Genomic DNA, 23509 nt, shown 5'->3' on the forward strand with positions numbered 1-23509 from the left:
TTGCGCAGTACTGCGCAACTTCTTGCGCACTCCCCCACAACCACCGAAGCACCTAGCCTCCAGAACCTTATCCACACACTTATCCACAACCCACTGCGCAACTTCTTGCGCACTTGGCCAAACCCTCGGCCAAGGGGGCCAGCGCAGTGTTCTGTTCTTTTCTGTACCCGCCGCCCTGCCTCAACCCCGCCGGCCAGGCCAGCAACGTCGCAACCACGACGGCGACTCGGCCAGGGCCTCGCGCAACTCGCTGGCGCTGATGCGACGGTCTGCGGCATCGAACGCCAGGGCCGTGCGCAACGCCGGCCAGAGGTGAGCCGGCAAATGCTCGGGAGCCCGCAACTGACGGTCCAGGCGTTCGTCCCGGGCCTGGGTCGATGGCAGGCGCCGAAACGGGTGCTTGCCGCAGGCCAGTTCGTAGATCACACACGCCAGGGCATAGAGGTCCGCAGCGGCCGACAGCGGCGCCTGTTCCAGCAACTCAGGGGCGGCATAACTGGGGGTCCAGGCGTTGAAGCGCCCCCGGCTCAGGTGCGGCAGGCCGGCGAGCACGCCCTCCTCGGCCTGGCTCAGGCCGAAATCGAACAGCCGCACACCGTCTTCGCCAAGCATGACGTTGCTCGGCTTGAGGTCGCCGTGCAGCACCCCGCGCCCATGGCTGTAGGCCAGGGCATCGAGCAGCGGCAGCAACACTTCCCGCAGTTGCTTCCAGGGCAATCCCAGAGGGTGCTCACACAGCCATTTGTCCAAGGTCGGCCCGTGCATCAGCTCCATGGTGATAAAGGCACGCTGGCACTGGGTGTCCACCTCGAAGCTGTGCAAGCGCACGATGTTGGGGTGGTTCAAACGCCGGGTCAGGGCGAACTCGCTGTAGAGCAAGGCGCTGGCGTCCGGCGATTGGCAAAACTCCTCGCCGAGCACCTTGAGCGCCACGTAGGGAGACGGGTCGCCGAACTGCTCGTGCAACAGGTCCCGCGCGCGATAAACCACGCCCATGCCACCGGCGCCCAGCAGGCGTTCCAGGCGATAACGCCCACCCAATACTTCGGGCAAGCCGCCAGCGGCCACCAGTGGCTTGGGCTTGGCCCGGCCCTTGGCACGTTGTCGGCCCCTGCCTTTGGTCGGTGGGGCCGGGCGCGGTGCGGCGTGGGCTTTGGCAAAGGCGAAATAGGTCAGGTTGTTGGCCTCTTCCTCGCTCAGCAGAATGCCCTCCAACCCAGCATTGAGTTCACTCATTGGCGTATCACCACCGCCGTCAGGTTATCCCGCGCGGCGCCGCTCAAGGCCCCGTCGAACAAGCGCTCCAGGGCCACCTGGGCATGCCCCAGGCTCAGGGCGCGGCCCAGGGCATCGCTGCTCAGGCCCTGGTACAGGCCGTCGCTGCACAGCAGGAAAACGTCCCCGGGGTACACCTCCAGCTCCAGCACATCCAGGGTCAATTGCTCACAGGCCCCGACTGCCCGGGTCAGGGCGTTGGCGGCCGGGTGGGCACTGGCCTGCTCGGCACTCATCTGCTGCTCATCCATCAGTTGCTGCTGCAGCGAATGGTCCTTGGACAGCTGGTACAAACGCTGCCCGCGCCATAGATAACAGCGACTGTCGCCGGCCCAGATACAGGCCCCGCGATTGCCTTCCAGCAGCAGCGCCACCACGGTGCTGCCCATGATGCTGTCGCGCCGTTCAGCGGTGACCGTCAGCTCCTGGCCCAGGCGCCGGTTAAGCCAGTGCAGGCATTGGCGCAAGCCCTTGAGCCGTTCATCGAAACTGGCCTGGGGCGGCAACTCGGCAAGGCTGGCGACGATCAACTGGCTGGCCAGATCACCGGCATGGTGCCCGCCCATGCCGTCCGCCACTGCCCACAGCCCTTGCTGTGGACAGTCGAGAAAGGCGTCCTCGTTGCGCGCCCGGACCTTGCCCGGGTCGGTGCGCGCTGCGCTGCGCCAGGGGTGGGTGCTCGCCATCAAAGCTGCACCGGCATGCGGAAGGTGCGCAACACGCCCATGTCGAACGGGTTCGGCGCACGCTGGCTGGTCAACAAGTAGTTGGCCCGCAGCCCGCCCAGGTCGGCCTTGAGCACCAGCACGTCACGCCCGGTCAGGTACTCGGTCTGCATCAGGTCGAACAGTCGGAATAGCGACCAGGGCCCGGTGTTTTTCTCGATCCCGATCGGCCGCCCGGCCATCTTGTCCAGCACCAGGCTGGCGCGACCGTCCTCGGCATCCGTTGGCCATTTGAAGTTCATCGGCACGATCGGGCCGTGGCGGTAATCCAGTTGCTGGTTGCCGAAGCGGAACTCGGCCCGGCTCACCGACGAATCGAGGGTGTAGGGCTCAAGCCGGAATTGCAGTTGCGGCTCAGCCGGGTTCTCGGCGAAGAAGCTCTGGCGGATCTGCTGCATCGCCGCGATCTGCTCCAGGTAGATCTTCGACATCGGCAGGCTGTGGCCGTCGACGCTGCGCAGCCGGTAACTGCCCGGGTCGCCGCTGACAAAGGGTCGCATGTAGGTGTCAAAGAAACGCTCGGCAATGCCCTGGGCCTTGAAGAACTCGCGGAAGTCGCTGATGGCGACGTCGCTGGTGCTGTGGGCGGTGAACGGGTAGCGCTTGCTGATGGTCTTGTCGTAAATGCTGTACAGCTCGCTCTGGTAACGCTGGTTGAGGTAGCGGTACGAATCGTCCAGCACCAGGCGCCAGGTGTCCTCGGCCAACAGGTTGAACCACACACCCACCGGACGTGGCAGGCGCTGCGAGGCATTGCGCAAGTTGCTCAGGGCATCACGCTGGCCGCCCATGCGCGACTTGGCCATTTCAAAGGCCATTTGCTCCGGCTGACCGGCTCGGGCCAGGCTGGCCAGTTGCAGTTGCAGGTCGTTGAGCGCCAGCAACACCGGGGTCAGGTCCGCCGCCGGCCCGTTGTTATCATCCAGCAGGCGATGCAAGGGTTCGAAGCGCCGCTGCAGGGATTTCTTCGCCGTGTCCGGCAGGCTCTTGGCCAGGGCCTCTTGAGCCTTGCCCGCCGCCACGGCCGCCACTTTGCCCAGCGCCCCGCCCTTCTCGGCGACTTTATCCACAACGGCGCCCAGTTCTTCCGTGCTCTCGGCAATCGCCTGGAAGCGTGTGTTCTCGCGCACTTCCACCAGCAGCTGGAGAATCGGCGAGTTGGCCGAGGTCAGGCCGGCGATCTGGTCGGCCCCCTCACCGGCGTCGTTGAACGGCTGCAAGCCCACCTGGCCGACGGCCTCGCTCCAGTAGTTGGCGTAGTCACGGAAATACAGCTGCTCCAGCTCCACCATCAAGCGCCGCAGGTCCATGTCACTGATGCCATTGCCCTCCCCCAGCACCCAGTTGTCACGCAGCAATTCGGTGACCAGCGCCGAGCCCTGGACCGAGAAATACTGCTGGTAACCCTGTTGGGTGTAAAAGCCCGGGATCACGTAATCCGCACCGACAAACAACCCGCCCTGGGGCCCCAAATGCTGGCTCAGGCGATAGTCCGGCAGGCTCCGCGCCTGCTCCCGCAGTACCCGATACACCACGTTGGCCAACGATTCGCTGCGCAATACCTGGCGCGCCTGAGTCACCAGCGCATCGTTGAGTGGGTAGCTGAACGGCAGCGCCAGCAAACGATCCAGGTGGCTGTTCAGGCCATTTTGCACGACGGTATTGCCGGCGTAGCGCCGTGACCAGTCACTGGCCACCCAATCCTTGAGCCAGGCGGCATCACGCCGGTCCTGCATGTTCAGCATCAGGTAGGCGCGCAAGCTGTTGAGCAGGCGCTCACGGTCCCGCAGGTTGGCGCGGATCTGCCCTTCGAGCATCTGCCCGATGCGCGGCAACAACTGGGTGTCCAGCTCACGTTCGTAGGCGTTCAACAGCACCGGGTTGCTAGCCTCGCCCTGATACAGGCCGAAGCGCTCATGCCAGCCCACATCGCCCTTGGGAGGGAATACCCGGGTGGCGGCAAAGCCACTGTCGAGGACCTTGAGCAAGGCCATCGAGTCGTCTCGTGGGCTCAGGGCGGCCCGTTGCTGGGACCAGGTCTGGGCCAGGGTACGGAGGTTTTCCAGGCGTTCGTAGTTGGCGGAAAAACCGCCGGTCCAGAGCAGGCCAAACAGCCCCAGGACCGCCAGCGCCCCGACATACAGCGCCCGCTGGCCCCAATGGATACGGCTGCGTTCGCGCTTGTCCAGGCCGGCCAGATCCGCCTCAGGGAAAATCACCCGGCTGAGCAAGTGATGAATGAAACGCGCCCGACCGCTGCGCAGGGTCGGCAAGATCCCAGCCGACAGCCCCAGGCTCGCGCCGATGCCCGCGGTGTCCTGATCGAGCCGTTCAGTCAGGTACGGCGCGCTGGTCAGGTAGAAGCCGCGCAGTTGGCTGGCACGCTGGTAGCGGTTGCCGGTGAAAGCCATGTCGACAAACAGGCACAGCTGCTCGCCGATCCGCCCCAACTGATGCGGAAAATCGAGGATCCGACCCCGGCGCTGCGTGTCACGCTCCTGGTGCATGCGCATGATCACCTGGCTGTTCAGGCGCCGCAGCAGGCCTTCGAACTCCTGGCGCAGCACGGCCACATCGGTGCCGCTCTGGTCCTTGCGGAAACTGCTGCCCAGGACCTGGTCGGTTTCTTCCCGGGTCAGTTGGTCGAAGAACTCGTCAAAGCCCAGCAATTGGTCGGCCTTGCTCAGCACCAGGTACACCGGCACATCGACGTGCAGTTTCTGGTGAATATCCTGCAAGCGCGCACGCACCTGACGGGCCAGGGTGTCGAGTTCCTGTTCGTTACCACCCTTGAGCAGGTCCAGGGGAATGCTCACCAGCACGCCATTCAGCGGACGCCCGCGACGGCGCTTGCGCAGCAGGCCGAGCAAGGTGTTCCAGGCACTGCCGTCCACCTCGGTGTTGGGCTGGGTCAGGTAGCGGCCGGCGGTGTCGATGAGCACCGCGTGGTCGGCGAAATACCAGTCGCAATGCCGGGTGCCGCTGGTGTCGCGGGTCAGCTTGCGCTCGATCTTGTTCAGGGGAAATTCCAGGCCCGAGAAATCCAGCAGGCTGGTCTTGCCGCTGCCCTGGGGACCGATCACCAGGTACCAGGGCAAGTCGTTGCGCCAGCGCTCGCTGCGTCCGCGGTACAGGCTCGACGCCTTGAGGGTGCGCAGGGCGTCATTGAAGCGGCTGCGCAGTTCCTTGTGTTCCTCGTCGATCTGCTCTTCGCGACGCAGGCGCTCCTGGCCATCGTCGCTCTCTTCCACGGCTTTCTTGCGCACCCCGGAGCGCCAGCTGACAAACACCATGCTCAGGCCCCAGATCAGGAACAGCACGCTGATGGTCAGCAAGCGCGCCACCGCGCTTTCCCAGAACTTGTTGTCATCGACCGCCAGCAACGGCCCGACGAACCACACCAGCAGCGCCACCACGAGTACCAGCAACAGGGTCCAGACCCAGGGCTTGCACAGGAAGTCCGCGGCTTTCTTGAAGAACTTTTTCATCACACATCCCTGTATTACGACTGCGGCCGGACCACGCCTGCATCAAGCGGCTGATAAGGTTGCAACACGGTTTCACGCTGCTCGCCCAGTACCCAGGCGAACCCCGAATACATCATCACCAGGCAGACCAGGGCGAACAGCGCCACCATCCACCAAGGCACGATGCGCACCAGGCCATTGCGCTTGTGGCTGAGGCCTTCCCAGTTCGGTGACAGCTCGCGCGGCGCATCGCCACGCAACTGCCGCACCTGCCGGTACAGCGCGTCACGGATGCCTTCCAGTTCGAGCATGCCGCGGGCCATGACCCGGTACTTGCCCTCGAACCCCAGGGACAGGCACAGGTACATCAGTTCCAGCATCGGCAGGTGCTTGACCGGGTTCTTCGACAGCCGATCCAACAGCTGGAAGAACTTCTCGCCACCGAAGGTCTCGTTGTGGAAGCTGCTCAGCAGGCTCATCTGCGACCACTCGCTTTCATTGCCCCAAGGCGTGGTCACCAGGGCTTCATCCAGCACCGAGCAGAGCACGTAGCGCGCGGTCATCACCTGGCTGCTTTCGGCACCGTTGTGCAGCGCCCGTGCCTCGAACATTTTCAACCCGGCGGTCAGCCGCTCGTTCAACGCGTAGAGGTCTTCGCGGGTCTCGCTGTGCTTGAGCCGCACCACCTCCGACAACAGCTCGGAAGCGGCCGCCACCAGGGCGTTGAGGCTGATATTGATGGCTTCGGCCGGCCCCAGGCGGGCGGCGTAGATCATCCGTTCTTCCAACTGTTCGAAGCGCGGTGGCGCGGCGAAATCCGTCAGCGGGCTCTGTGCCGGGCCGTGCCCCTGGCGATCGAGAAGGACGGTCTTGTCATCCTGCTGGTGTTCCATGTCCTTGATCATTGGGGTCAGTTCCTTATGGCCCAGAATTTCAGTTCAAGCTCGGAGAATTCGCCGGACACGTGGAAGGCGAAACCGCCGGAACGCTCCAGTTGTTCCTGGTCCTCGGCATTGAATTCGAGGATGAAATAGGTCTTGTTGGAGTGGAACGGAATCTGCCGCGGAGCCACCGGCAGCGGTTTGACCTTGATCCCCGGCAAGTGCAGGTTGACCAGTTGGCGGATGCGCTCCACCGGGCCGACTTTCAGGTGCGCCGGCAGGCGCTGGCGCAGTTCCTCGGAGTCGCAGTTGGCGCTGGCCGCCAGCACGAACGACGCTGACTCGAGCAGTTTGTGATCGTGCAGCGGCGCCACCAGGATCCCGTACTGGCGAGTCTGCAGGGCCAGTTCCATAGCGTGTTGCTCCAGCACCATGGACAGCACCTGGCGAATCGCGTCCATCAGTTTGCGAAAGCTCGCGCCCTGGTCGCTGTGCTGGTAACGGCTGTCCAGGCGCGGGCGTTTGCTATCGCTGGCGAAGGTCGCCAGATCGCCGAGCATGGTCAGCAGGATGCGGTACAGCTCTTCGGGGTGAACCTGGTCCAGGCCCAGGTAATGACGCAGCAACAGCTCGGTGCGGTTGATCAGTTGCAGCATCATGAAGTCCCCGACCTCGGCGCCACCGACCTTGCCGTTGGAGCGAATGCGCTCGGCAATGGTGTCGCCTCGGTGGCCGAGCATGCTGATCACTTCCTTGAGGCACGACAGCAGGTAGCCGGAGCCATGGGTGTGGATGAAGGTCGGCACAAAGTCGCCGTCCAGGCTGATGACCCCGTCCGGCGTGGTGTCGAGGACCTCACACAGTTTGAGCTTCACATAGGCCTGGTCACTCTGTTGCTCACCCAACAGCAGGCGGAAGTCCGGGCGGCCACAACTGAGCTGGCTGCTGGAGTCGTCACCGGCGTTGGAGTCGCTGATCTCCGTTTCATACACCGTGTAGCGGGCCAGCACGTCGGACTGCTCCGGGCGACGCGACTCGATGTGGTTGCCGGTGACCAAGGGCAAGGCCAGGTAGATCGGGGTGTTGCCGGTGTTCGGCGGGATGTCCAGGGCCAGCGGCTCGATGTTGCCGCCCAGTTCGAACAGGCTGCCATCGGGCAGTACGCCGGACGCCTGGCTGATCACCAGCTTGCCCATGTTGAGGAACTGCTGGTCGATCTCCAGGCCCAGGAACCCCCAGTTGTAGCTACCCAGCAACTGGGTGCGGGTCTTCATCTGGTAGTCGTAGTAGCGGTCGTTGTGCTGGAAGTGCTGCGGGCGCAGGAGCATGCCTTCCTGCCAGATGATTTTGTGCACGTTCATGAAGGGTCATCCGCCTTGGCCAGGGTTGCGTGGGTGTTGCGGATGCCGGTCTGGTCCAGGGTCAGGTCGACGTTGTTCTGCTCCACCGGGGTGATCTGCAGCACGTAACGCCATTGGGTCTGTTCCAGGTCGCGGTACGCCGCGAGTACGCCGACGAAGCGGCTGCCGTCAGCGATGCTGAGCTTGAGGTCGAGGGTCTCGCCAGGGCGCAATTCCAGCTCTTCACTGACCACCAGGTCCGGGGACAGGGACTCTTTGGCGCGCTCGTAGAGGCTGAAGAAATCGGCATTTTCAAAGGCCACCGGGTGCTTGAGCTCAACCAGCCGCACCACGATCGGCGAGGGCCGACCGTTGAGGTCCAGGTTGAGCTGCTCACCACCGGTCAGGCGCAGGTTGAGCTTGGTCATGGTCGAGTACGGCGACATGGCAACGCAGCCAGGCAGCAGCACCAGGACAATCAGCGCTGACAGCGCCTTGAACAGCAGGGTCGAGCGGCGGGACATGAAGGTCATCCTTGAAAATCAGTGTGAAGGGTGGAAATCAGGCGCACCTGCTCCGCATAGGCCTGGGCGAAGTCACGGGCCAACAGACGCTCGCTCCACTCGTCGTCCTGACACAGGGCCTGGTGGTAGCGGTTGTAGGCTTTCCAGCGGCTGCCGGCGGTGGCCAGCAACGGCTTGCGGTCGCGCTCGAAACGCAGGGTCAGTTGCTGCGGCGCAAAGTGCTCCAGGGTGCCGCGCAGGGCGGCGCGGCTGGCCGTCAGCAACGCCACTTGATGCGCCTGTACATCACGGAAGGCACGGGCCACCGCCTGCTCGGCGGACAACTGCCCAGGCTTGCTGCCGCGCAACAGCAGGCCCAGGGCCTCGCCGGCTTCCAGGGCGAATTTCAGCGGGTTGCCGCTGACGCCCTGGACACTGCTCTGGGCCAGGCGCAGCTCGTTTTTCAGTTCGCTGCGGGTACGCAGGCTTTGCTGCAAACCACCGATGCTCTGCTTGAGCAGGCTGGCCGCCTGGAGCGCCAGCGCTTCACGAGCGGCGTGGTCCATGCCCCGCAAGTCCACCCCGAGTGCGGCGCCGAACTGGCCCCAGAACAGCTCGCTCTGCTGCTCCACCGGCGCCGCCTCGACCACCGCAGCGGCCTTTGGCGGGGCCACCAGTTCCGGCACCAGCAGGGTTTCCACGTCGATGCGCGCGTAGTCCGCCAGTTGCACCGGCTCCTGGTGCCGCACATTCAGGGCGCTGAGTTCGTCGATCGGTGACAGCTGCGTGTCGTCCCGGTCCAGGGCGTTGAGGGGGTCAAGTTCAAGGAAGGCGTCATCGGGGATGATGCTGCCGGCCGCCTGGGGCAGGCCGACCTCGGCCTCGAAGCTTTCCACCGGCTGGCGCAGGCGCGCGCGAATCTGGAAGTCCCCCAACTGGTAGACACTGCCGTGCTCGATGCGGCGCGGCTCGCCCTTGCGCATACGCGCGCCGCTGTCACCGTCCTGGATGCCATTGCTGCTGGTATCGGTCAGGAAAAAGCCACCATCGCGGTAGCTGACCAGGGCGTGGTGATTGGACAGGTGGCGCTTCTGATCGGGAATGCTCCAATCGCAATCCTCGCCACGGCCGATTACCCCGCCGGCCTGTTTGAAGGTCTTGCTGCTCAACTCCGTGGGCACGAACTGCTTGGTGTTGAGCATTTCGAATACCAATTCCATGGTGATGCTCCTTGCGGTCACTTGCCGCGATTGACCGCTTGCGGATCACCCAGGGGGCGATAGGTGTTGTCGTTGAATTTGTAGTTGCCGCCGCAGCCGCCAAGGCCGCTCAGGACAACCAGGGCCAGCAGCACGGCTGACCAGTGACGAAGGGACATCAGGAAGTCTCCATGGGTGGACGATGCACGGAACGCGGCGCCCGGCAGGCACCGTGTAAAGAAAAGAAAAGTGAGCGTGAACCCGTCATGGCCGCTTATCCCTCGAAGTCGCCGAGATTGATGTTCAAGCGACCCAGGCGGTACAGCAGGGTGCGTCGGGGCAGGCCCAGTTCGCGGGCGGCCAGGGTCTGGTTGCCGGCGTTCTTGCGCAGGCAGTCGAGCAACAGGTGGCGCTCGACTTTCTCCAGCCGCTCGCGCAGGTTCAGGCCGCTGTCCTGGGGCAGCGTCTCGATGCTCAACGAAAAGTGCTCGGCCAGCAGTTGGCTGCCTTCACACAGCAGCACCGCCCGCTCCACCAGGCCCTTGAGCTCGCGCACATTGCCCGGGAAGCTGTAGCCGCCAAGGTGCTGCAGGGCCGCGTCTGACCAGTTCAACGGGTCACGTCGCAGAAAGCTGCAGGCCTTGTCGGCGAAGTGCCGGGCCAGGTCGAGGATGTCGCCCTCGCGCTGGCGCAGGGCCGGCAACTCGATGGGAAATTGCGCCAGGCGGTAATACAGGTCCTCGCGGAATTTGCCTTCACTGACCAGCACCGCCAGGTCGCGGTGGGTGGCCGCGATGATGCGCACGTCGATCTTGTGGGTGTCGTTGGACCCCAAGGGGCGGATCTCACCCTCCTGCAGCACGCGCAACAGCTTGGCTTGCAGGGACAGTGGCATGTCGCCGATTTCATCCAGCAGCAAGGTCCCGCCATTGGCCGCATCGAACAGCCCCGGGCGATCGCGGTCGGCGCCGGTAAAGGCGCCCTTGCGGTAGCCGAACAGCTCGCTCTCCAGCAGGCTCTCCGGGAACGCTGCGCAGTTCTGCACAATAAATGCCTGGGAGCGCCGCGGGCCGTAGTCATGGATGGCTCGCGCCACCACTTCCTTGCCGGTGCCGGTCTCCCCCCGCAGCAGCACGGTGTAGGGGCTGTGCAGCACCTTGCTGATCAACTGGTAGGTCTGGCGCATGGCCTGGCTGCTACCGATCAGGCCGTAGCCGCTGGCATTGACCACGGTGTCGCCCATTGGCGTCACCTCCCCGGAAGGCCGCCGCAAACGCTGGAGCAGCTCCAGTTGCGCCAGCACAAAGGAACCCAATTGCCCCAGGGAATCGGCAAAGCCTTGCAGGTCCACCTGCTCCCGACTGGCGCAGAGCAGCAGGCCCTCCACCGCCTTGCGCGAGTTGACCAGGGGCACACAAAGCAGCGACTGCCAGGGCGCACCCTGGGCCGGCAGGAAACTGGTCTCATGCAGGCTGGTGCTCAAGCCCTGCAGGCTCAGTACCCGGTTCTGGCACAGGGCGAATTGCAGCAGTTGTTCACCGTTGTAGTCCGCCGGCAGGCTGGCCGCTTCCCGTGGTTGCAGCAGCCCACCCAGGCATTCGGCACTCAGCCCCAGGCGGGTATGGGTTGCATCCAGCAAGAACAACTGGCTGAGTTCACAGCCGCTGAGCTCGGCCACGCCCTGGACGAACTCCCCCAGCAACGCGGCCCCTTCCGCCGCCCGGGACAAGCCGGAAAATTGCGCCAGCAGGGCCTCGGCGTAGATCAAGGGTTGCGGGACACATGTGAACATCACACCCACCTCAGGCGAACTCGCACGTCACGCCGGCGCTGTGATCCAGCGTGGCGTGTACCTGCTTGAGGGACTCGCCACGGGCCATGGCCTCCAGCAGCCGGTCGGCCACCAGCGGCACCAGGTGCGACTCCAGCAAGTGGTCGATCAACCGCGCGCCGCTTTCGCTCTGGGTACAGCGCTCGGCCAAATGGCTCACCAGGTTCTGGCAGTAGCTGAACCCCAACTGCCGACGTTGCAGACGCTCGCCCAGGCGTTGCAGCTTGATGTCGATCAGCTCGCGCAGCACCGGGCCACTCACCGGGTAGTAAGGCACCACGCGCATGCGGGCCAGCAGCGCCGGCTTGAAATGCTTGCTCAGGGCCGGGCGAATGGTCGCTTCCAGGGTCTCGGCGCTTGGCCGCTCGGCCTGTTCGCACAGGGCACTGATCTGCTCGCTGGCCAGGTTCGAGGTCATAAGGATCAGGGTGTTGCGGAAGTCGATCTCGCGCCCTTCGCCGTCGTTGGCCACGCCTTTATCGAAGATTTGATAGAACAGGTTGAGCACGTCCGGGTCGGCTTTTTCCACCTCGTCCAGCAGCACCACCGAGTAGGGTTTCTGCCGTACGGCTTCGGTGAGCATGCCGCCCTCGCCGTAACCGACGTAGCCCGGCGGCGCACCGATCAGGCGTGAAACCGTGTGTTTCTCCTGGAACTCGGACATGTTGATGGTGGTGATAAAACGCTCGCCGCCGTACAGCAGGTCGGCCAGGGCCAGGGCGGTTTCGGTCTTGCCGACGCCGCTGGGGCCCACCAGCAGGAACACCCCCACTGGCGCGTCGGGTTTGTTCAGGCCGGCAGCGCTGGCACGCATGGAGCGGTCCAGGGCCTGCACCGCCTGCTCTTGGCCACGGATCCTCGTGCGCAAGTCTGCGGCGAAGTTCACCACCTTGGTGTTGTGCTCACGAGCCAGTTGGGCCAGGGGCACGCCGGTCCAGGCGCTGATGACCTCGGCTACCAGGCGCGGGCACACTTCGAAACTCACCAGGCGCTCATGCACCTGGGCAAGGTTGAGGGCGCTTTGGGTGGCATGCAGCGCCGCTTCCAGGGCCGCGATGTCGAGCCTGTCCTCGGCAGCCACCAGCCCCGGCTGAACCTCGTGCTCTTCAAGCGATTCATCCGACGACGCAGGTTCAGCCTCTCGGGCCTTGGCCAGTTGCTGACGCAAGTGCAGCAGGCGCTCGGCCAATTCACGCTGCTCGTTCCAACGCGCTTGCAGGGCCTGTTGCTGCGTTTCTGCCTCGAGCAGCCGCGCTTCCAGCAGCGCCAAGGCCTCCTGGTCGATGTTCAGGCCGGCCTCGGCGTCCCGGCGCAAGGCTTGGCGTTGTCGCCCCCCTTCGGCCAGTTCGGCGCGCAGGCGCTCCAGGCTTTCAGGCGCGGCCGCCAGGCTGATACGCACCCGGGCACACGCGGTGTCGAGCACGTCCACCGCCTTGTCCGGCAGTTGTCGCCCGGCCAGGTAACGGGCCGACAACTCGGCCGCTGCCACCACCGCGTCGTCGCGCAGGTAGATGCCGTGACTCTTCTCGTACACCCCGGCCAGCCCACGCAGGATGGTCACGGCTTCATTGACCGTTGGCTCGTGCAGTTGCACCGGCTGGAAACGCCGGGCCAGGGCCGGGTCTTTCTCGAAGTATTTTTTGTATTCCGCCCAGGTAGTGGCAGCAATGGTGCGCAGTTCGCCGCGGGCCAGGGCCGGCTTGAGCAGGTTTGCCGCATCGGAACCGCCGGCATTGCCACCCGCACCAATCAGGGTGTGGGCCTCGTCGATAAACACAATGATCGGCTTGGGCGAAGCCTTGACCTCGTCGATCACCCCTTTGAGGCGCCGCTCAAACTCACCTTTGACGCTGGCGCCGGCTTGCAACAGGCCCATGTCCAGGGCCAGCAGTTCAACCCCTTGCAACACCTGGGGCACTTCACCGGCTGCAATCCTCGAGGCCAGGCCTTCGACGATGGCGGTTTTACCGACACCGGCCTCACCCACCACGATGGGGTTGTTCTTGCGTCGCCGAGCAAGGATGTCGACCATCTGGCGGATCGCCTCATCGCGGCACAGCACCGGGTCGAGCTGGCCGTCACGGGCCTGCTGGGTGAGGTTGTGGGTGAAGCGTTGCAACAACGACTCGCCGCCCACCGCGGGGTTGCCCGGGTTGGCGGGGGCGTTCTGCGCCAAGGCGAAATCTTTCAGGCGCTCGATGTTCAACTTGGCCAACAAGGGTTGATAACGGCTGCCCGCGTAGCGCATCGGGTTGCGCAGCAGGGCAAGAATCAGCGCCGCCTGCTCGACCTGGGTCTGGCCCAGTTCCAGGTTGGCCACCAGCAGGGCGTCTTGCAGCCACTGCACCAATTCCGGAGCGAACACCGGGTTGCGCGAGGCACTGTGCTCGACCCGCGACTGCAACGCTGCGCTCAGCTCGCCGAGGTCCACGCCGGCGTCCTGCAAGCCACGGGCGAGCAACCCCTGGGGCCGCTCCAGCAACCCCAGCAACAGGTCTTCGACGAGGATCTTGCTGCCGCCCCGGGCCACGCAGCGCTCGGCGGAGCGCTCCAGGTCGCGGCGGGTCTCGGCGTCCAGAGCCTGGATAAGTTGTTGCAAGTCGAGGTTGATCATGTTCATCCGTCCTTAATGAATTTTGCTGCCCAGGGTCACCACGCCATCCGCGTGTTCACGACCCAGCCAGCTGGTCCAGCCCAGGCGACAAGCGTTCTGCTCACCGATGCGCAGTTCGCGGATTTCTTCCTGACGCAGCACCAGGCGAATGTCGTAGTCCAAGGGGTCGCGCAGGGTGAAACGCACCAGCGCGCACAGCGGCTGGTAACCGAAACCAATCGGTAAAAACTCGTGGAAGCGCTGCCAGTCCAGCTGGCTGATGTGGATGCGAAACTTGCCGCTGCGGTCGCGAACCCGCTCGCCCAGTACCAAGTCCTCGCCCAGCAGGCTGTTGGCCTGGCCCAGGCAATTGCGCTGCTCCTGGAGAATCTCCACCCGGCGCTCAATGCATTGCTCGATCACCAGGTCCGCGTGCTTGAAGTAGTAGCGCAGCACCGCTTCGATCAGCGCCGCCGAGTGGGCGCGCAGGCTGAGCAACCCGAGGTACGGCAGCAGGCGTTTCCAGTTCAGTTCCTTGGCCCGGCGAATGTCTTCGCCGCCCAGGCCGATCAGGGCAAACAGCTGGGACGAGAACGGGTCCAGGGCACCGCTCTGGAAGCTGGCGCGGTAGCGGTACTTGCGCCAGATCGGCAGCATCAGGCGTTGCAGGCGGTGGTGGAACAGGTCGAGGAAGTTGCGCGTCGGGTTGCCCTCCTCGCTGTCGCCCAAGGCCTCTTCGCCATAAAACGCCGGCAGCGGCGAACCGGAGCCAAACAGCCCGATCAGGTTGAAGCGCAGGCGCGCCCGCAGTTGCCCGTGCTCCTGGAAAAACTCCACGCGATCGACGTCGCTGCCGGGAAACCCCAGGCTCGGGTTGGCCTGGAATTCCAGCTGGTCGTAGAGGTCTTCCTCGCTCAGTTGCGGGTGCACCTCGCGCAGCCGATCCAACACCAGCAGCACCGCCTGAAACAGCGAGTACTCGCGAATAACCCGGCTCAGCCCGCTTAGAGCAGGGGCTGCAGGCCCATACGTGGTGTCCATTGGTACACCTCTCCTTGGGTACTTTTCACCCGCAGCTCGTGGTAGGAATTGAGGCTGGCGTACAGTGCAAAAAACTCGTTGAGCACCGAGGCGAAGACAAACAGGTCGCCCTCGCCGATGTAGCCTTCGGGGTCGATGGTCAGTTCGGTGCGCAGGCCGCGCAGGGGCAGGCCACGGTGCAGCCGGTCCACGTGTTCATGGCGGATCGACTTGAGCCCGCCGAGCAATCGCTTACTAACCTTCTCCGCGTGCTGGTCGTAGTAGCGCGGCAAGTCGTAGGTTTCGAGAATCACCTTCAAGGCGTCGACGTTGGCCAGCGACAGGTAGTTGAGGGACATGTTGCTGATCAGCTTCCACAGGAAGTCGCGGTTCAACGGCGGTGCAAAACTCGATGTGACCGGGGTGATGTTGCGGAAGCTGAGGAACTCCGGGGTGGCTTCGGAAGGTTGGTTGATGTCCCCCAGTTTGAGCCGGCGCGGCAGGTTCTGGTTGGTGCAGGTCAGCTCGATGGACAGGGTTTCATGGGCTTCGGTGTGGCGGATGCCAAAGCTCAAGTAAGTGTCCAGGCCGTCATGCAATAACGAGGAGCGCTGGCGGATGCTGTAGTGCGGGCTGCTGTGGGGGACGTCGAAGCTCGGGTCGTGCTCAAAGGATTCGAACGGCACGTACTCTTGGTAACCCAGGCCGCCGGGCTTCCAGCCGGTGACGGTTTCCACCGAAAACACCCCACAGTTTTCCAGGTCGTACTCGGCAGGCAGCAGCAGGTATTCGTCCTGTTTACCGTCCAGGCGGATCGGCAAGGCATCGTGCTTGAACAGGTTGGCGATCGGCGTGCAGTACAGCTTGACGTTGTCCAGGGTCGGGCGCAGGCGCTGGATACCCCCTTTGAGGATGTCGAAACGCAGCTCCAGGCCGCGCATCTGCTTGAGGGTTTCCTCGGGCAGCGACTGCAACAGGTCCAGGCCATTCAGGTCGACGAACAGGAACTTGTCCTGGAAGGCGAAATACTCCTGCAGGTAGCGATAGCCGCGAAAGGTATTGAGCGGGTAAGGGATCAACGCCTCTTCTTCGGCGAACCCCACCGGCTGCACCCGGTTGCCCGGCATCTTGAACGCCATGCCCTCGCCGTTGGCTCCGGGGAACGGCTTGCCGTCCATGCCCAGGGGCACCAGTTCGATGCCCTCCAGGTTGCGCAACAGGCACAGGTAGAGCATCTGGCTGATGTAGCGCTCACCGGCCAGGTGCAGGCGCAGGCGGCTCAGGTTCAATTCACCGATGTGCCCGTCGCAACTCATCTCCAGGCGCAGGCTAAGCAGGGCGCCACCGCCCTTGACCGAATAGTTCAGGGCCGTCAGGTCCAGAGGCAGGACCTCGGTGGGGTAGCAGGTGCGAAAGCGGCAGCGCACGTCATCGATCGGCTTGCTTTCCACCGGCGTATCGCGCTCCACCCGCAGCGCCGGCCCGGACTGCTTCAAGGGGTCGAACTGCAAGATGCTGAAGGCCGGCAATGGCCGCATGTAGTTCGGCCACAGCAGTTGCATCAGCGAATGGCTCAGTTCGGGCAACTCGTCATCCAGCTTCTGCCGAAGCCGCCCCGTGAGAAAGGCGAACCCTTCAAGCAGGCGTTCCACATCCGGGTCCCGCCCAGCCTGGCCCAAAAACGGCGCCAATGCCGGACTACGTTCGGCGAAACGGCGACCCAATTGGCGCAGCGCAGTGAGTTCGCTTTGGTAGTAGTAGTTGAAGGACACTTCGGATTACCTGTTTGTCGTATTCGCAATAATTAGCCGGGCAAAACCTTCAGGTTATTGCCCCGGCAAGGCACGTCTTCAAACAGCCTCGGGTCGCTATAAACCCAACGCTGTTACGTTGATTTCAAGGGTTCGACAAAGGCCCGACACATCACTTGCCACAGACCCGAACAGGGTTTGACAGGCGAACGCGCACGGCGCCGGCAATTGGCCGTCGAACAGATAACACTCACCCTCCTCTGCGGGCCTTGGATTCAGGCGCCGCGTTGAATCGCCAGGCCAGCCCGTTTGCAGGGGCGTTCTGGACTTCTGAAACAAACAACCGAACTTAGTGATGCAAAGTACTGCACAACAGGGAAGTGCTTCCCGGCCAGCCACTTATTATTCGATGGCTGTTTGAACCTCATAGTTGAAGATCACGCTTGCAACTTATGTTGCAAACCAGGAACTGCATGTTTTCAATCCCGGGTTTGTTAACTGACTTTGACTTGGCCACTGCCATTCAAGCGCGCGGCGAAACTCACCTGACGCTTGATCCCTTCCACTTCCAGCAGGCCTTCGATACTGAAGGCAACTTGAGTTGGTCGTGATCCCGCGGCAGGGACACCACCCGCACATTCGTCAGGCGCGGCTCATAGGCTTCGATAAAACTCTCGATCGCCAGGCGGGCTTGGCTCAAGGCGTCGTGCAGGCTCAGGCGCATGTCATTCAGATCCGGCAACCCGTAGTCCGCCAACGTTTGCACGCTCCCCGCACGGGTGCTCAGCATCTTGCCCAGATGGGCCGCCACTGAAACCGTTGCACAGGCCTCGCGGCTCCAACCGACGCGTTTGTCGGCTTCGCCACTCAGGCGTTCGAACAGGCTGCCGTATCCGCTCATGACCTTTCTCCCGATTACTCTTTGTCCAACTTGCCCACCAGCGACAGGGTGAAATCAGCCCCCATGTATTTGAAGTGCGGGCGCACGTTCAGGCTTACGCGGTACCAGCCCGGCTCACCTTCCACATCGCTGACGATGATCTGCGCGGCGCGCAGCGGACGACGGCCACGCACTTCGGCGCTCGGGTTTTCCTGGTCGGCGACGTACTGGCGGATCCACTTGTTGAGTTCCAGCTCCAGGTCAGTGCGTTCCTTCCACGAACCCAGTTGCTCGCGCTGCAGCACTTTCAGGTAATGGGCCAGGCGGTTGACGATCATCATGTACGGCAGTTGGGTGCCGAGCTTGTAGTTCAGCTCGGCAGCCTTGCCTTCGGCGCTGATGCCGAAGAACTTCGGCTTCTGCACCGAACTGGCGGAGAAGAACGCCGCGTTGTCGCTGCCTTTGCGCATGGTCAGGGAAATGAAGCCTTCCTCGGCCAGTTCATATTCACGACGGTCGCTGACCAGCACCTCGGTCGGGATCTTGGTTTCGATCTCGCCCATGCTTTCGAAGTGGTGCAACGGCAGGTCTTCCACCGCGCCACCGCTTTGCGGGCCGATGATGTTCGGGCACCAGCGGAACTTGGCGAAGCTGTCGGTCAGCTTGGTACCGAAGGCATAGGCGGTGTTGCCCCACAGGTAATGCTCATGGCTATTGGCCACGGTTTCCTTGTAGACGAACGACTTGACCGGGTTTTCTTCCGGGTCGTACGGGTTGCGCAGCAGGAAGCGCGGCACGGTCAGGCCGATGTAACGGGCGTCTTCGGACTGGCGGAAACTCTGCCACTTGGCGAACTGCGGGCCTTCGAAGTGATCCTTCAGGTCTTTCAGGTCCGGCAGGCCGGTGAAGCTTTCCAGGCCAAAGAACTTCGGCCCGGCCGCGGCGATAAACGGCGCGTGGGACATGCAGGCCACGCTGGACACGTACTGCATCAGTTTCACGTCCGGCGAACTGGGGGACATGAAGTAGTTGGCGATGATCGCGCCTACCGGCTGGCCACCGAACTGGCCGTATTCAGCAGTGTAGATGTGCTTGTAGAGGCCGGCCTGCATCACTTCCGGCGAGTCCTCGAAATCGTCCAGCAGGTCCTGCTTGGAGACGTTGAGGATTTCGATCTTGATGTTTTCACGGAAGTTGGTGCGGTCCACCAGCAACTGCAGGCCGCGCCAGGCGGACTCCAGGGACTGGAAATCAGCGTGGTGGAGGATCTCGTCCATCTGCCGGCTGAGCTTGGCGTCGATCTCGGCGATCATGCGATCGACCATGGCCTTTTTTACCGGCTCGCCGTTGTTCTGCGGCTTGAGCAATTCTTCGATAAAGGCCGACACGCCGCGCTTGGCGATGTCGTAGGCTTCGTCGTCCGGGGTCAGGCGGGTTTCGGCGATGATGCTGTCGAGAATGCTGTACTCGCCGTTTTCGGTGCTGCTTTGCTGTGCTGCGCTGCTGCTCATAATCTTGGCTTCCTTAGCGGATGGGGCTTAAGCGTCCTTGGCGGTGGCGGCACTCAGGCCCAGTTCACCCAGGACCCGACCACGGGATTCATCGTCGGCAAGCACGCCTTCGATGGCTTTGCGGAACGCCGGGGCGTTGCCCAACGGACCTTTGAGCGCCACCAGGGCATCACGCAGCTCCATCAGTTTTTTCAGTTCAGGCACTTGCTCCACCAGGCTCGCCGGGTTGAAGTCCTTCATCGAATTGACCCGCAGCTTGACCGCCAGCTCATCCATCTCACCGTCGTCCTGCAGACGGTTGGGCACGCTCAGGGTCAGGCTCAACTCCTGCTTGGCCAGGACCTCGTCAAAGGTCATCTTGTCGATGCTGATGGGCTTGCGATCCTCCACCTTGCGCTCGTCCGCGCGCTGGGTGTAGTCACCGATCGCCAACAGTTTCAGCGGCAGCTCGATTTCTTCCTGAGCACCACCGGTGGCGGGTTTGAAGGTGACGTTAATGCGTTCCTTGGGGGCTACCGAGCCTTCTTTGGCCATGGCGTTTCTCCTTGTGTACGGCCCGGGGGGCCTAATCGAGCACCACTTCGAGGTCGAGGTGGCACAGCCTGCGATAAATCTCTTCCTTGCGTTCACGCACGGCGTGGTTTTGCGGCAACAACTCACAGCAGCTATGCAGGAGGTGCAGCACATCCAGCGCCAGATCAGGCTCCCAGGCATGCAAGCCCGAGTTCTGCAATTCTTGATCGAGGGTTTCGAGTTGGGTCTTGGCCAGTTCGTACTTCTTGGCCAGGAAGCACAGGCGCGCCAGGCTGAACAGCCAGAAGAAACGCACCCGGCCACCATGGGCGGCCTGCAGGCCCTGCTTGAGAATCTGCACCGCGGCCTTCAGACCGTCCTTGCGCAGCACCGGCAGCACCTCTTCCAGGGCCAGTTCCCAGGCCGGCTGGTTGGCCGAGGCCACTTCGACCTTGCGCGGCGCGCTGGCGCTTTGCAGGTGGGGCATGACGTTGGCGCTGATCCAGGCCCGGGTGGCGGGGTCGGCAAAGGGCGCGCCATCGTGAAAGCGCAACTCCACCACCCCCGGCAGGCGTTGCAGCAACAGCGCAAAGTGAAACTCCACCTCGCGCATCGCCTGCTCGGCGTTCAGCTCCATCAGGCATTCCCAGACCATGCGCTGGCCATCGAACCAGAACGGCGCCTTGGCCAGGCTGGCTTCAAGCTCCACCAACAGATCGGCGAACTGACCGTTGTTGAAGCGCTCCTGGTACTGCTTCAGCTTGTCGGCCGGCAGCCCGCGCAGCACGGTGATCTGCTCGGCATTGCGCTCGGGGACTGCATCGATGGGCAGCCACAGCATGGTGCGATTGACACGCAACGCACGCACATCGGACGCCTTCTGCCGCAGCCACCAGGCACACAGCGGGCGCGCGCTTTCCTGCAACGCCCGCAGGGCCTTGTGAGCTTCTTTCTCGTTGTCGATGGGCGCGCCCGGGGTGAACAGCTGCGTGGCCGCCTGCTTGACCTGGGCCACGGCCGCGCCCACCACACCGGGTTCGGGCTGATTGTCGGCGGCGCGCTGCACCATGCTCGACAAGCGCCGGCTGATGGGCAGCAACAGCGGCGCGTCATCGCCCAGGTGTTCAGTCAGCGCTGCATCGAGGCCTTGCAGGCATTCCACCAGGCGGCGAAACAGCGGCAGCTGTTCCTTGATCGCCACGTTCTCACCCAGGACCTGCTCCAGCCGGGGCACCAGCCAACTGATGGCGGCCGCCCGAGTTCGCGGTTTACCGGGATGAACCTCGGACCAGTGCTCGGCGCACAGGTGCTGCAACAGGCCGACGCCCGCCAACAGTCCAGGAAAGGATTCGCGCTGGAACAAGGCCCAGGTGAGCCAGGCCGCCACCCGTAAGTCCTTGGACTGGGTGCGCAGCAGCGCTTCACTGTTTTCGAGGATTTTCAGCCAGTCGATCTGCCCGCTTTCGTGCATTGACTGGGCTTTGTTCAGCTCGCTTTCCAGGGCTTCATATTCACTGGAGAACCGCACGTCCTCGCCGGCAAATCGCTCTTTGGAAATAGCGGTTTGGGCGATCTCGAGGTAATGCGCTGAGAGCTTGCTTGAGTAGGACATCCATGACCTTCGACGGATTACGATCTCGACGCCGAGGGGGAATTCCGCCCACGGCACAGACCCAAGTGCAGCCGAAAAAACTCATCCCTTGAGTCATCTGCACTTGTTGAAAGTGCGGGCATCGTAATCAGGCTGATAGCGCTTTGCAATCATCCTTTACCATCAAAAAGCCATTAGTCAAAAAATAGACGTCAAAAAAATGCTCGTAAAAATGCCGCAAGCCACAGGCCACGGGGCTGTCCGCAGCGTTGCGATGGGAGCGCCCGAACGCTTGAAAAACGGCCTGTTTACAGCCCTTCAGAGAACAGAAAATCGGCGGGCGACACAGCAGTCGCTGCGCACACCTGTCCACAATCTTGAAATGGGGCTGCCTGCCAGCTAGCGATACAACACGCGTTCCGCCAACTCGTCCGCGACCCGCGCGGGGGAGCGTTTTTCTGCCTGGGCGTGGGCGAAGACTTCGGTCAGGCGCGAGCTGATCTTCGACAAATGAGCGGTGATGGTGCTCAGTTCCGCGCCCTGGTGCTTGAGTGAAACGTAGATCAGGCCGCCCGAGTTGATCACGTAGTCCGGCGCGTAGAGGATGCCCCTCCGCTCAAGTTGGTCAGCCACATCCAGATGGGTCAGTTGGTTGTTCGCCGAACCGGCCACCGCCGAGCAGCGCAGTTGCGCCACGCTGTGGCTGTTGAGCACCGCGCCCAGGCCGCAAGGGGCAAAGATGTCGCAGGGGGTGCTGAGCAACGAGTCATTGGCCACCGGATGGGCGCCCAGTTGCTCCATGGCCAGTTGCACCTTGCCGGGGTCGATGTCGCTCACCAGCAGCTCGGCGCCGGCAGCGTGCAATTGCTGGGCGAGGGCAAAACCGACATTGCCCAAGCCCTGCACCGCCACGCGCAAGCCTTCCAGGTTGTCGCTGCCCAGGCGGGCCATGGCGGTGCTGCGGATACCGGCGAACACCCCCATGGCCGCGTGGGGCGACGGGTCGCCGGCAGCGCTGGTGCTGGTGACGTGTTGGGTCTGCTGGGCGATGCAATCCATGTCGGCAACCGAGGTGCCGCTGTCGATGGCGGTGATGAAGCGGCCGTCCAGTTGCTCGATGCAACGGCCAAAGGCCTCGAACAGCGCGGCGCGGTTTTCCACGTGGGCCGGGCGAATGATCACCGCCTTGCCGCCGCCATGGGACAGGCCGGCCAGCGCCGCCTTGTAGCTCATGCCCTGGGCCAGGCGCACGGCATCCGCCACGGCACTTTCGTCGTCGGGGTAGGCCAGGTAACGGCAACCTCCCAGGGCGGGCCCCAGTCGGCTGTTATGGATGGCAATGACCGCCTTCAACCCGGTGATCGGGTCGACGCTCAAGTGCAGCGATTCAAGGCGAGTGCTTTGCATGAGAGCGAACATTGTCGGGCTCCCGAGTCACTTCTTGTAGTCGCCAGTATAGGCCTGCGCCTGAAAATTGCTGGAGCACGCAAGAATAAGCAGCGCCGGTTTGCAGCCTTTGGGAAATAACCTGCTACCGACTATGTACAGCACTGGACGAACGCTTGAGACGAGGCTAAAACGAGGCATCCGTCGGAGGTTGAGATGAACCCGCGCCAAGCTTTTTTCGCCTGCCTGCACCGCTCCCCGCCCGCCCTGTTCGAAGCCGCGCTGTGGATTGCCGCCGAGCATGACCCACAGGTCGTGCCAGGCCTGTTGCTCGAGGAAATGAAGGCGCTGCAGCAACGGGTGAGTGCCGGCTTGCCGCTGTTGCCGGTCAGCGAGTTGGGCCAACCCTTGCTGCGGCAGATGAACGACCTGGGTTTTCAGCAGGACGAGCACCTACCCTTGCGCCCCCACGCCGCCCTGCTGGACAAGGTCCTGCAACGGCGCCGCGGACAGCCACTGGCCCTCGGCCTGATTGCCCTGGAACTGGCCCGTCGGCTGGAGATCCCCATGGTCGGGGTGAATTTCCCCGGGCATTTTCTGCTGCGGGTGCCCGGCGCCGACCACCTGCTGGACCCTTGCGGCGGGCGCCGCCTGTACCCCAACGATTGCCGGGAATTGCTGCAGCGCCAGTACGGCGCAAACTTCAAACTCTCGGCCGAGCACCTGGTGACCGCCGAACCACAGCAGATGCTTCAGCGCCTGTCACGCAACCTGCGCCAATTGCACCTGGCCTGCGATGACAACCTGGGGGCCCTGATCAATGCCGAGCGGGTGCTGGAGCTGGGCAATGGCAGCGCCGCCGACTACTTGGCCCGGGCCAGCCTGTACCAACGCCTGGAATGCCCCAATGCCGAACGCTTCGATCTGGAGCATGCGCTGCTGCTCAGCGAGGACCCGATCCAGCGCTTGCGCCTGACCGAGCGCCTCGGGCACTTGCCGCCCAGCAGCATCGTGCATTGAACCCGCAAGGCCCCACCGGCAAG

The 23509-nt window shown here is 63.4% G+C and carries 17 protein-coding genes and 1 pseudogene; 1 reads left to right on the top strand and 17 read right to left on the bottom strand.

The window, feature by feature from the left end; all coding sequences use genetic code 11:
* Nucleotides 1-180 precede the first annotated feature (180 nt).
* From M1B35_RS19795 to M1B35_RS19875, 17 genes and pseudogenes are all read right to left on the bottom strand, one after another.
* On the bottom strand, nucleotides 181-1236 hold the full coding sequence (locus tag M1B35_RS19795; protein WP_268262841.1) for a serine/threonine-protein kinase: 1056 nt from the start codon (nucleotides 1234-1236) through the stop codon (nucleotides 181-183).
* The gene (locus tag M1B35_RS19800) at nucleotides 1233-1961 is read right to left on the bottom strand and encodes a PP2C family protein-serine/threonine phosphatase (RefSeq protein ID WP_268262842.1); all 729 of its coding nucleotides are present in this window, start codon (nucleotides 1959-1961) and stop codon (nucleotides 1233-1235) included. Before M1B35_RS19800 ends, M1B35_RS19795 begins: the two co-directional genes overlap by 4 nt.
* Nucleotides 1961-5488, bottom strand: a complete 3528-nt coding sequence (gene tssM, locus M1B35_RS19805; RefSeq protein ID WP_268262843.1) for a type VI secretion system membrane subunit TssM — start codon at nucleotides 5486-5488, stop codon at nucleotides 1961-1963. The genes M1B35_RS19800 and tssM overlap by 1 nt, the downstream gene beginning before the upstream one ends.
* 14 nt (nucleotides 5489-5502) lie before the next feature.
* Complete coding sequence (gene icmH, locus M1B35_RS19810) at nucleotides 5503-6372, bottom strand: type IVB secretion system protein IcmH/DotU (RefSeq protein ID WP_123337047.1); 870 nt, start codon at nucleotides 6370-6372, stop codon at nucleotides 5503-5505.
* 5 nt (nucleotides 6373-6377) lie between these two features.
* Complete coding sequence (gene tssK, locus M1B35_RS19815; RefSeq protein WP_123337049.1) at nucleotides 6378-7709, bottom strand: type VI secretion system baseplate subunit TssK; 1332 nt, start codon at nucleotides 7707-7709, stop codon at nucleotides 6378-6380.
* Nucleotides 7706-8212 (bottom strand): type VI secretion system lipoprotein TssJ, encoded by a 507-nt coding sequence (tssJ, locus tag M1B35_RS19820; RefSeq protein WP_123337529.1) that lies wholly within the window; start codon nucleotides 8210-8212, stop codon nucleotides 7706-7708. The genes tssK and tssJ overlap by 4 nt, the downstream gene beginning before the upstream one ends.
* A 5-nt stretch (nucleotides 8213-8217) precedes the next feature.
* On the bottom strand, nucleotides 8218-9411 hold the full coding sequence (tagH, locus tag M1B35_RS19825) for a type VI secretion system-associated FHA domain protein TagH (protein WP_268262844.1): 1194 nt from the start codon (nucleotides 9409-9411) through the stop codon (nucleotides 8218-8220).
* 17 nt (nucleotides 9412-9428) lie between these two features.
* A complete protein-coding gene (locus M1B35_RS19830) occupies nucleotides 9429-9569 on the bottom strand; it encodes a type VI secretion protein (protein ID WP_268262845.1) in 141 nt (46 codons plus the stop codon).
* Between the two features lie 95 nt (nucleotides 9570-9664).
* Nucleotides 9665-11182, bottom strand: coding sequence for a sigma-54 interaction domain-containing protein (locus tag M1B35_RS19835; RefSeq protein WP_268262846.1), 1518 nt, complete (start codon nucleotides 11180-11182; stop codon nucleotides 9665-9667).
* A gap of 10 nt (nucleotides 11183-11192) precedes the next feature.
* Nucleotides 11193-13841, bottom strand: coding sequence for a type VI secretion system ATPase TssH (gene tssH, locus M1B35_RS19840; RefSeq protein ID WP_268262847.1), 2649 nt, complete (start codon nucleotides 13839-13841; stop codon nucleotides 11193-11195).
* 6 nt (nucleotides 13842-13847) lie between these two features.
* Nucleotides 13848-14855 (bottom strand): type VI secretion system baseplate subunit TssG, encoded by a 1008-nt coding sequence (gene tssG / locus M1B35_RS19845; RefSeq protein WP_123337059.1) that lies wholly within the window; start codon nucleotides 14853-14855, stop codon nucleotides 13848-13850.
* Nucleotides 14819-16606 carry a type VI secretion system baseplate subunit TssF gene (tssF, locus tag M1B35_RS19850; RefSeq protein WP_123337061.1) on the bottom strand — a complete coding sequence of 596 codons (1788 nt, stop codon included), beginning with the start codon at nucleotides 16604-16606 and terminating at the stop codon, nucleotides 14819-14821. The genes tssG and tssF overlap by 37 nt, the downstream gene beginning before the upstream one ends.
* 473 nt (nucleotides 16607-17079) lie before the next feature.
* A pseudogene (gene tssE / locus M1B35_RS19855) lies at nucleotides 17080-17486 on the bottom strand (type VI secretion system baseplate subunit TssE).
* A gap of 14 nt (nucleotides 17487-17500) precedes the next feature.
* Entirely contained in the window at nucleotides 17501-18976 is a 1476-nt protein-coding gene (gene tssC, locus M1B35_RS19860) for a type VI secretion system contractile sheath large subunit (protein ID WP_123337065.1), read from the bottom strand.
* Nucleotides 18977-19003: 27 nt separating this feature from the next.
* Entirely contained in the window at nucleotides 19004-19510 is a 507-nt protein-coding gene (tssB, locus tag M1B35_RS19865; protein ID WP_123337067.1) for a type VI secretion system contractile sheath small subunit, read from the bottom strand.
* A 31-nt stretch (nucleotides 19511-19541) separates the two neighbouring features.
* Entirely contained in the window at nucleotides 19542-21101 is a 1560-nt protein-coding gene (gene tssA, locus M1B35_RS19870; RefSeq protein ID WP_123337069.1) for a type VI secretion system protein TssA, read from the bottom strand.
* Nucleotides 21102-21479: 378 nt separating this feature from the next.
* Nucleotides 21480-22499, bottom strand: a complete 1020-nt coding sequence (locus M1B35_RS19875; protein ID WP_123337071.1) for a Leu/Phe/Val dehydrogenase — start codon at nucleotides 22497-22499, stop codon at nucleotides 21480-21482.
* Nucleotides 22500-22682: 183 nt separating this feature from the next.
* Here M1B35_RS19875 and M1B35_RS19880 point away from each other — a divergent pair, with 183 nt between their 5' ends.
* Nucleotides 22683-23486 carry a SirB1 family protein gene (locus tag M1B35_RS19880; protein ID WP_268262848.1) on the top strand — a complete coding sequence of 268 codons (804 nt, stop codon included), beginning with the start codon at nucleotides 22683-22685 and terminating at the stop codon, nucleotides 23484-23486.
* Nucleotides 23487-23509: the final 23 nt, after the last annotated feature.

The organism is Pseudomonas morbosilactucae (assembly GCF_023241665.1).
Taxonomy (GTDB): Bacteria; Pseudomonadota; Gammaproteobacteria; order Pseudomonadales; family Pseudomonadaceae; genus Aquipseudomonas; species Aquipseudomonas morbosilactucae.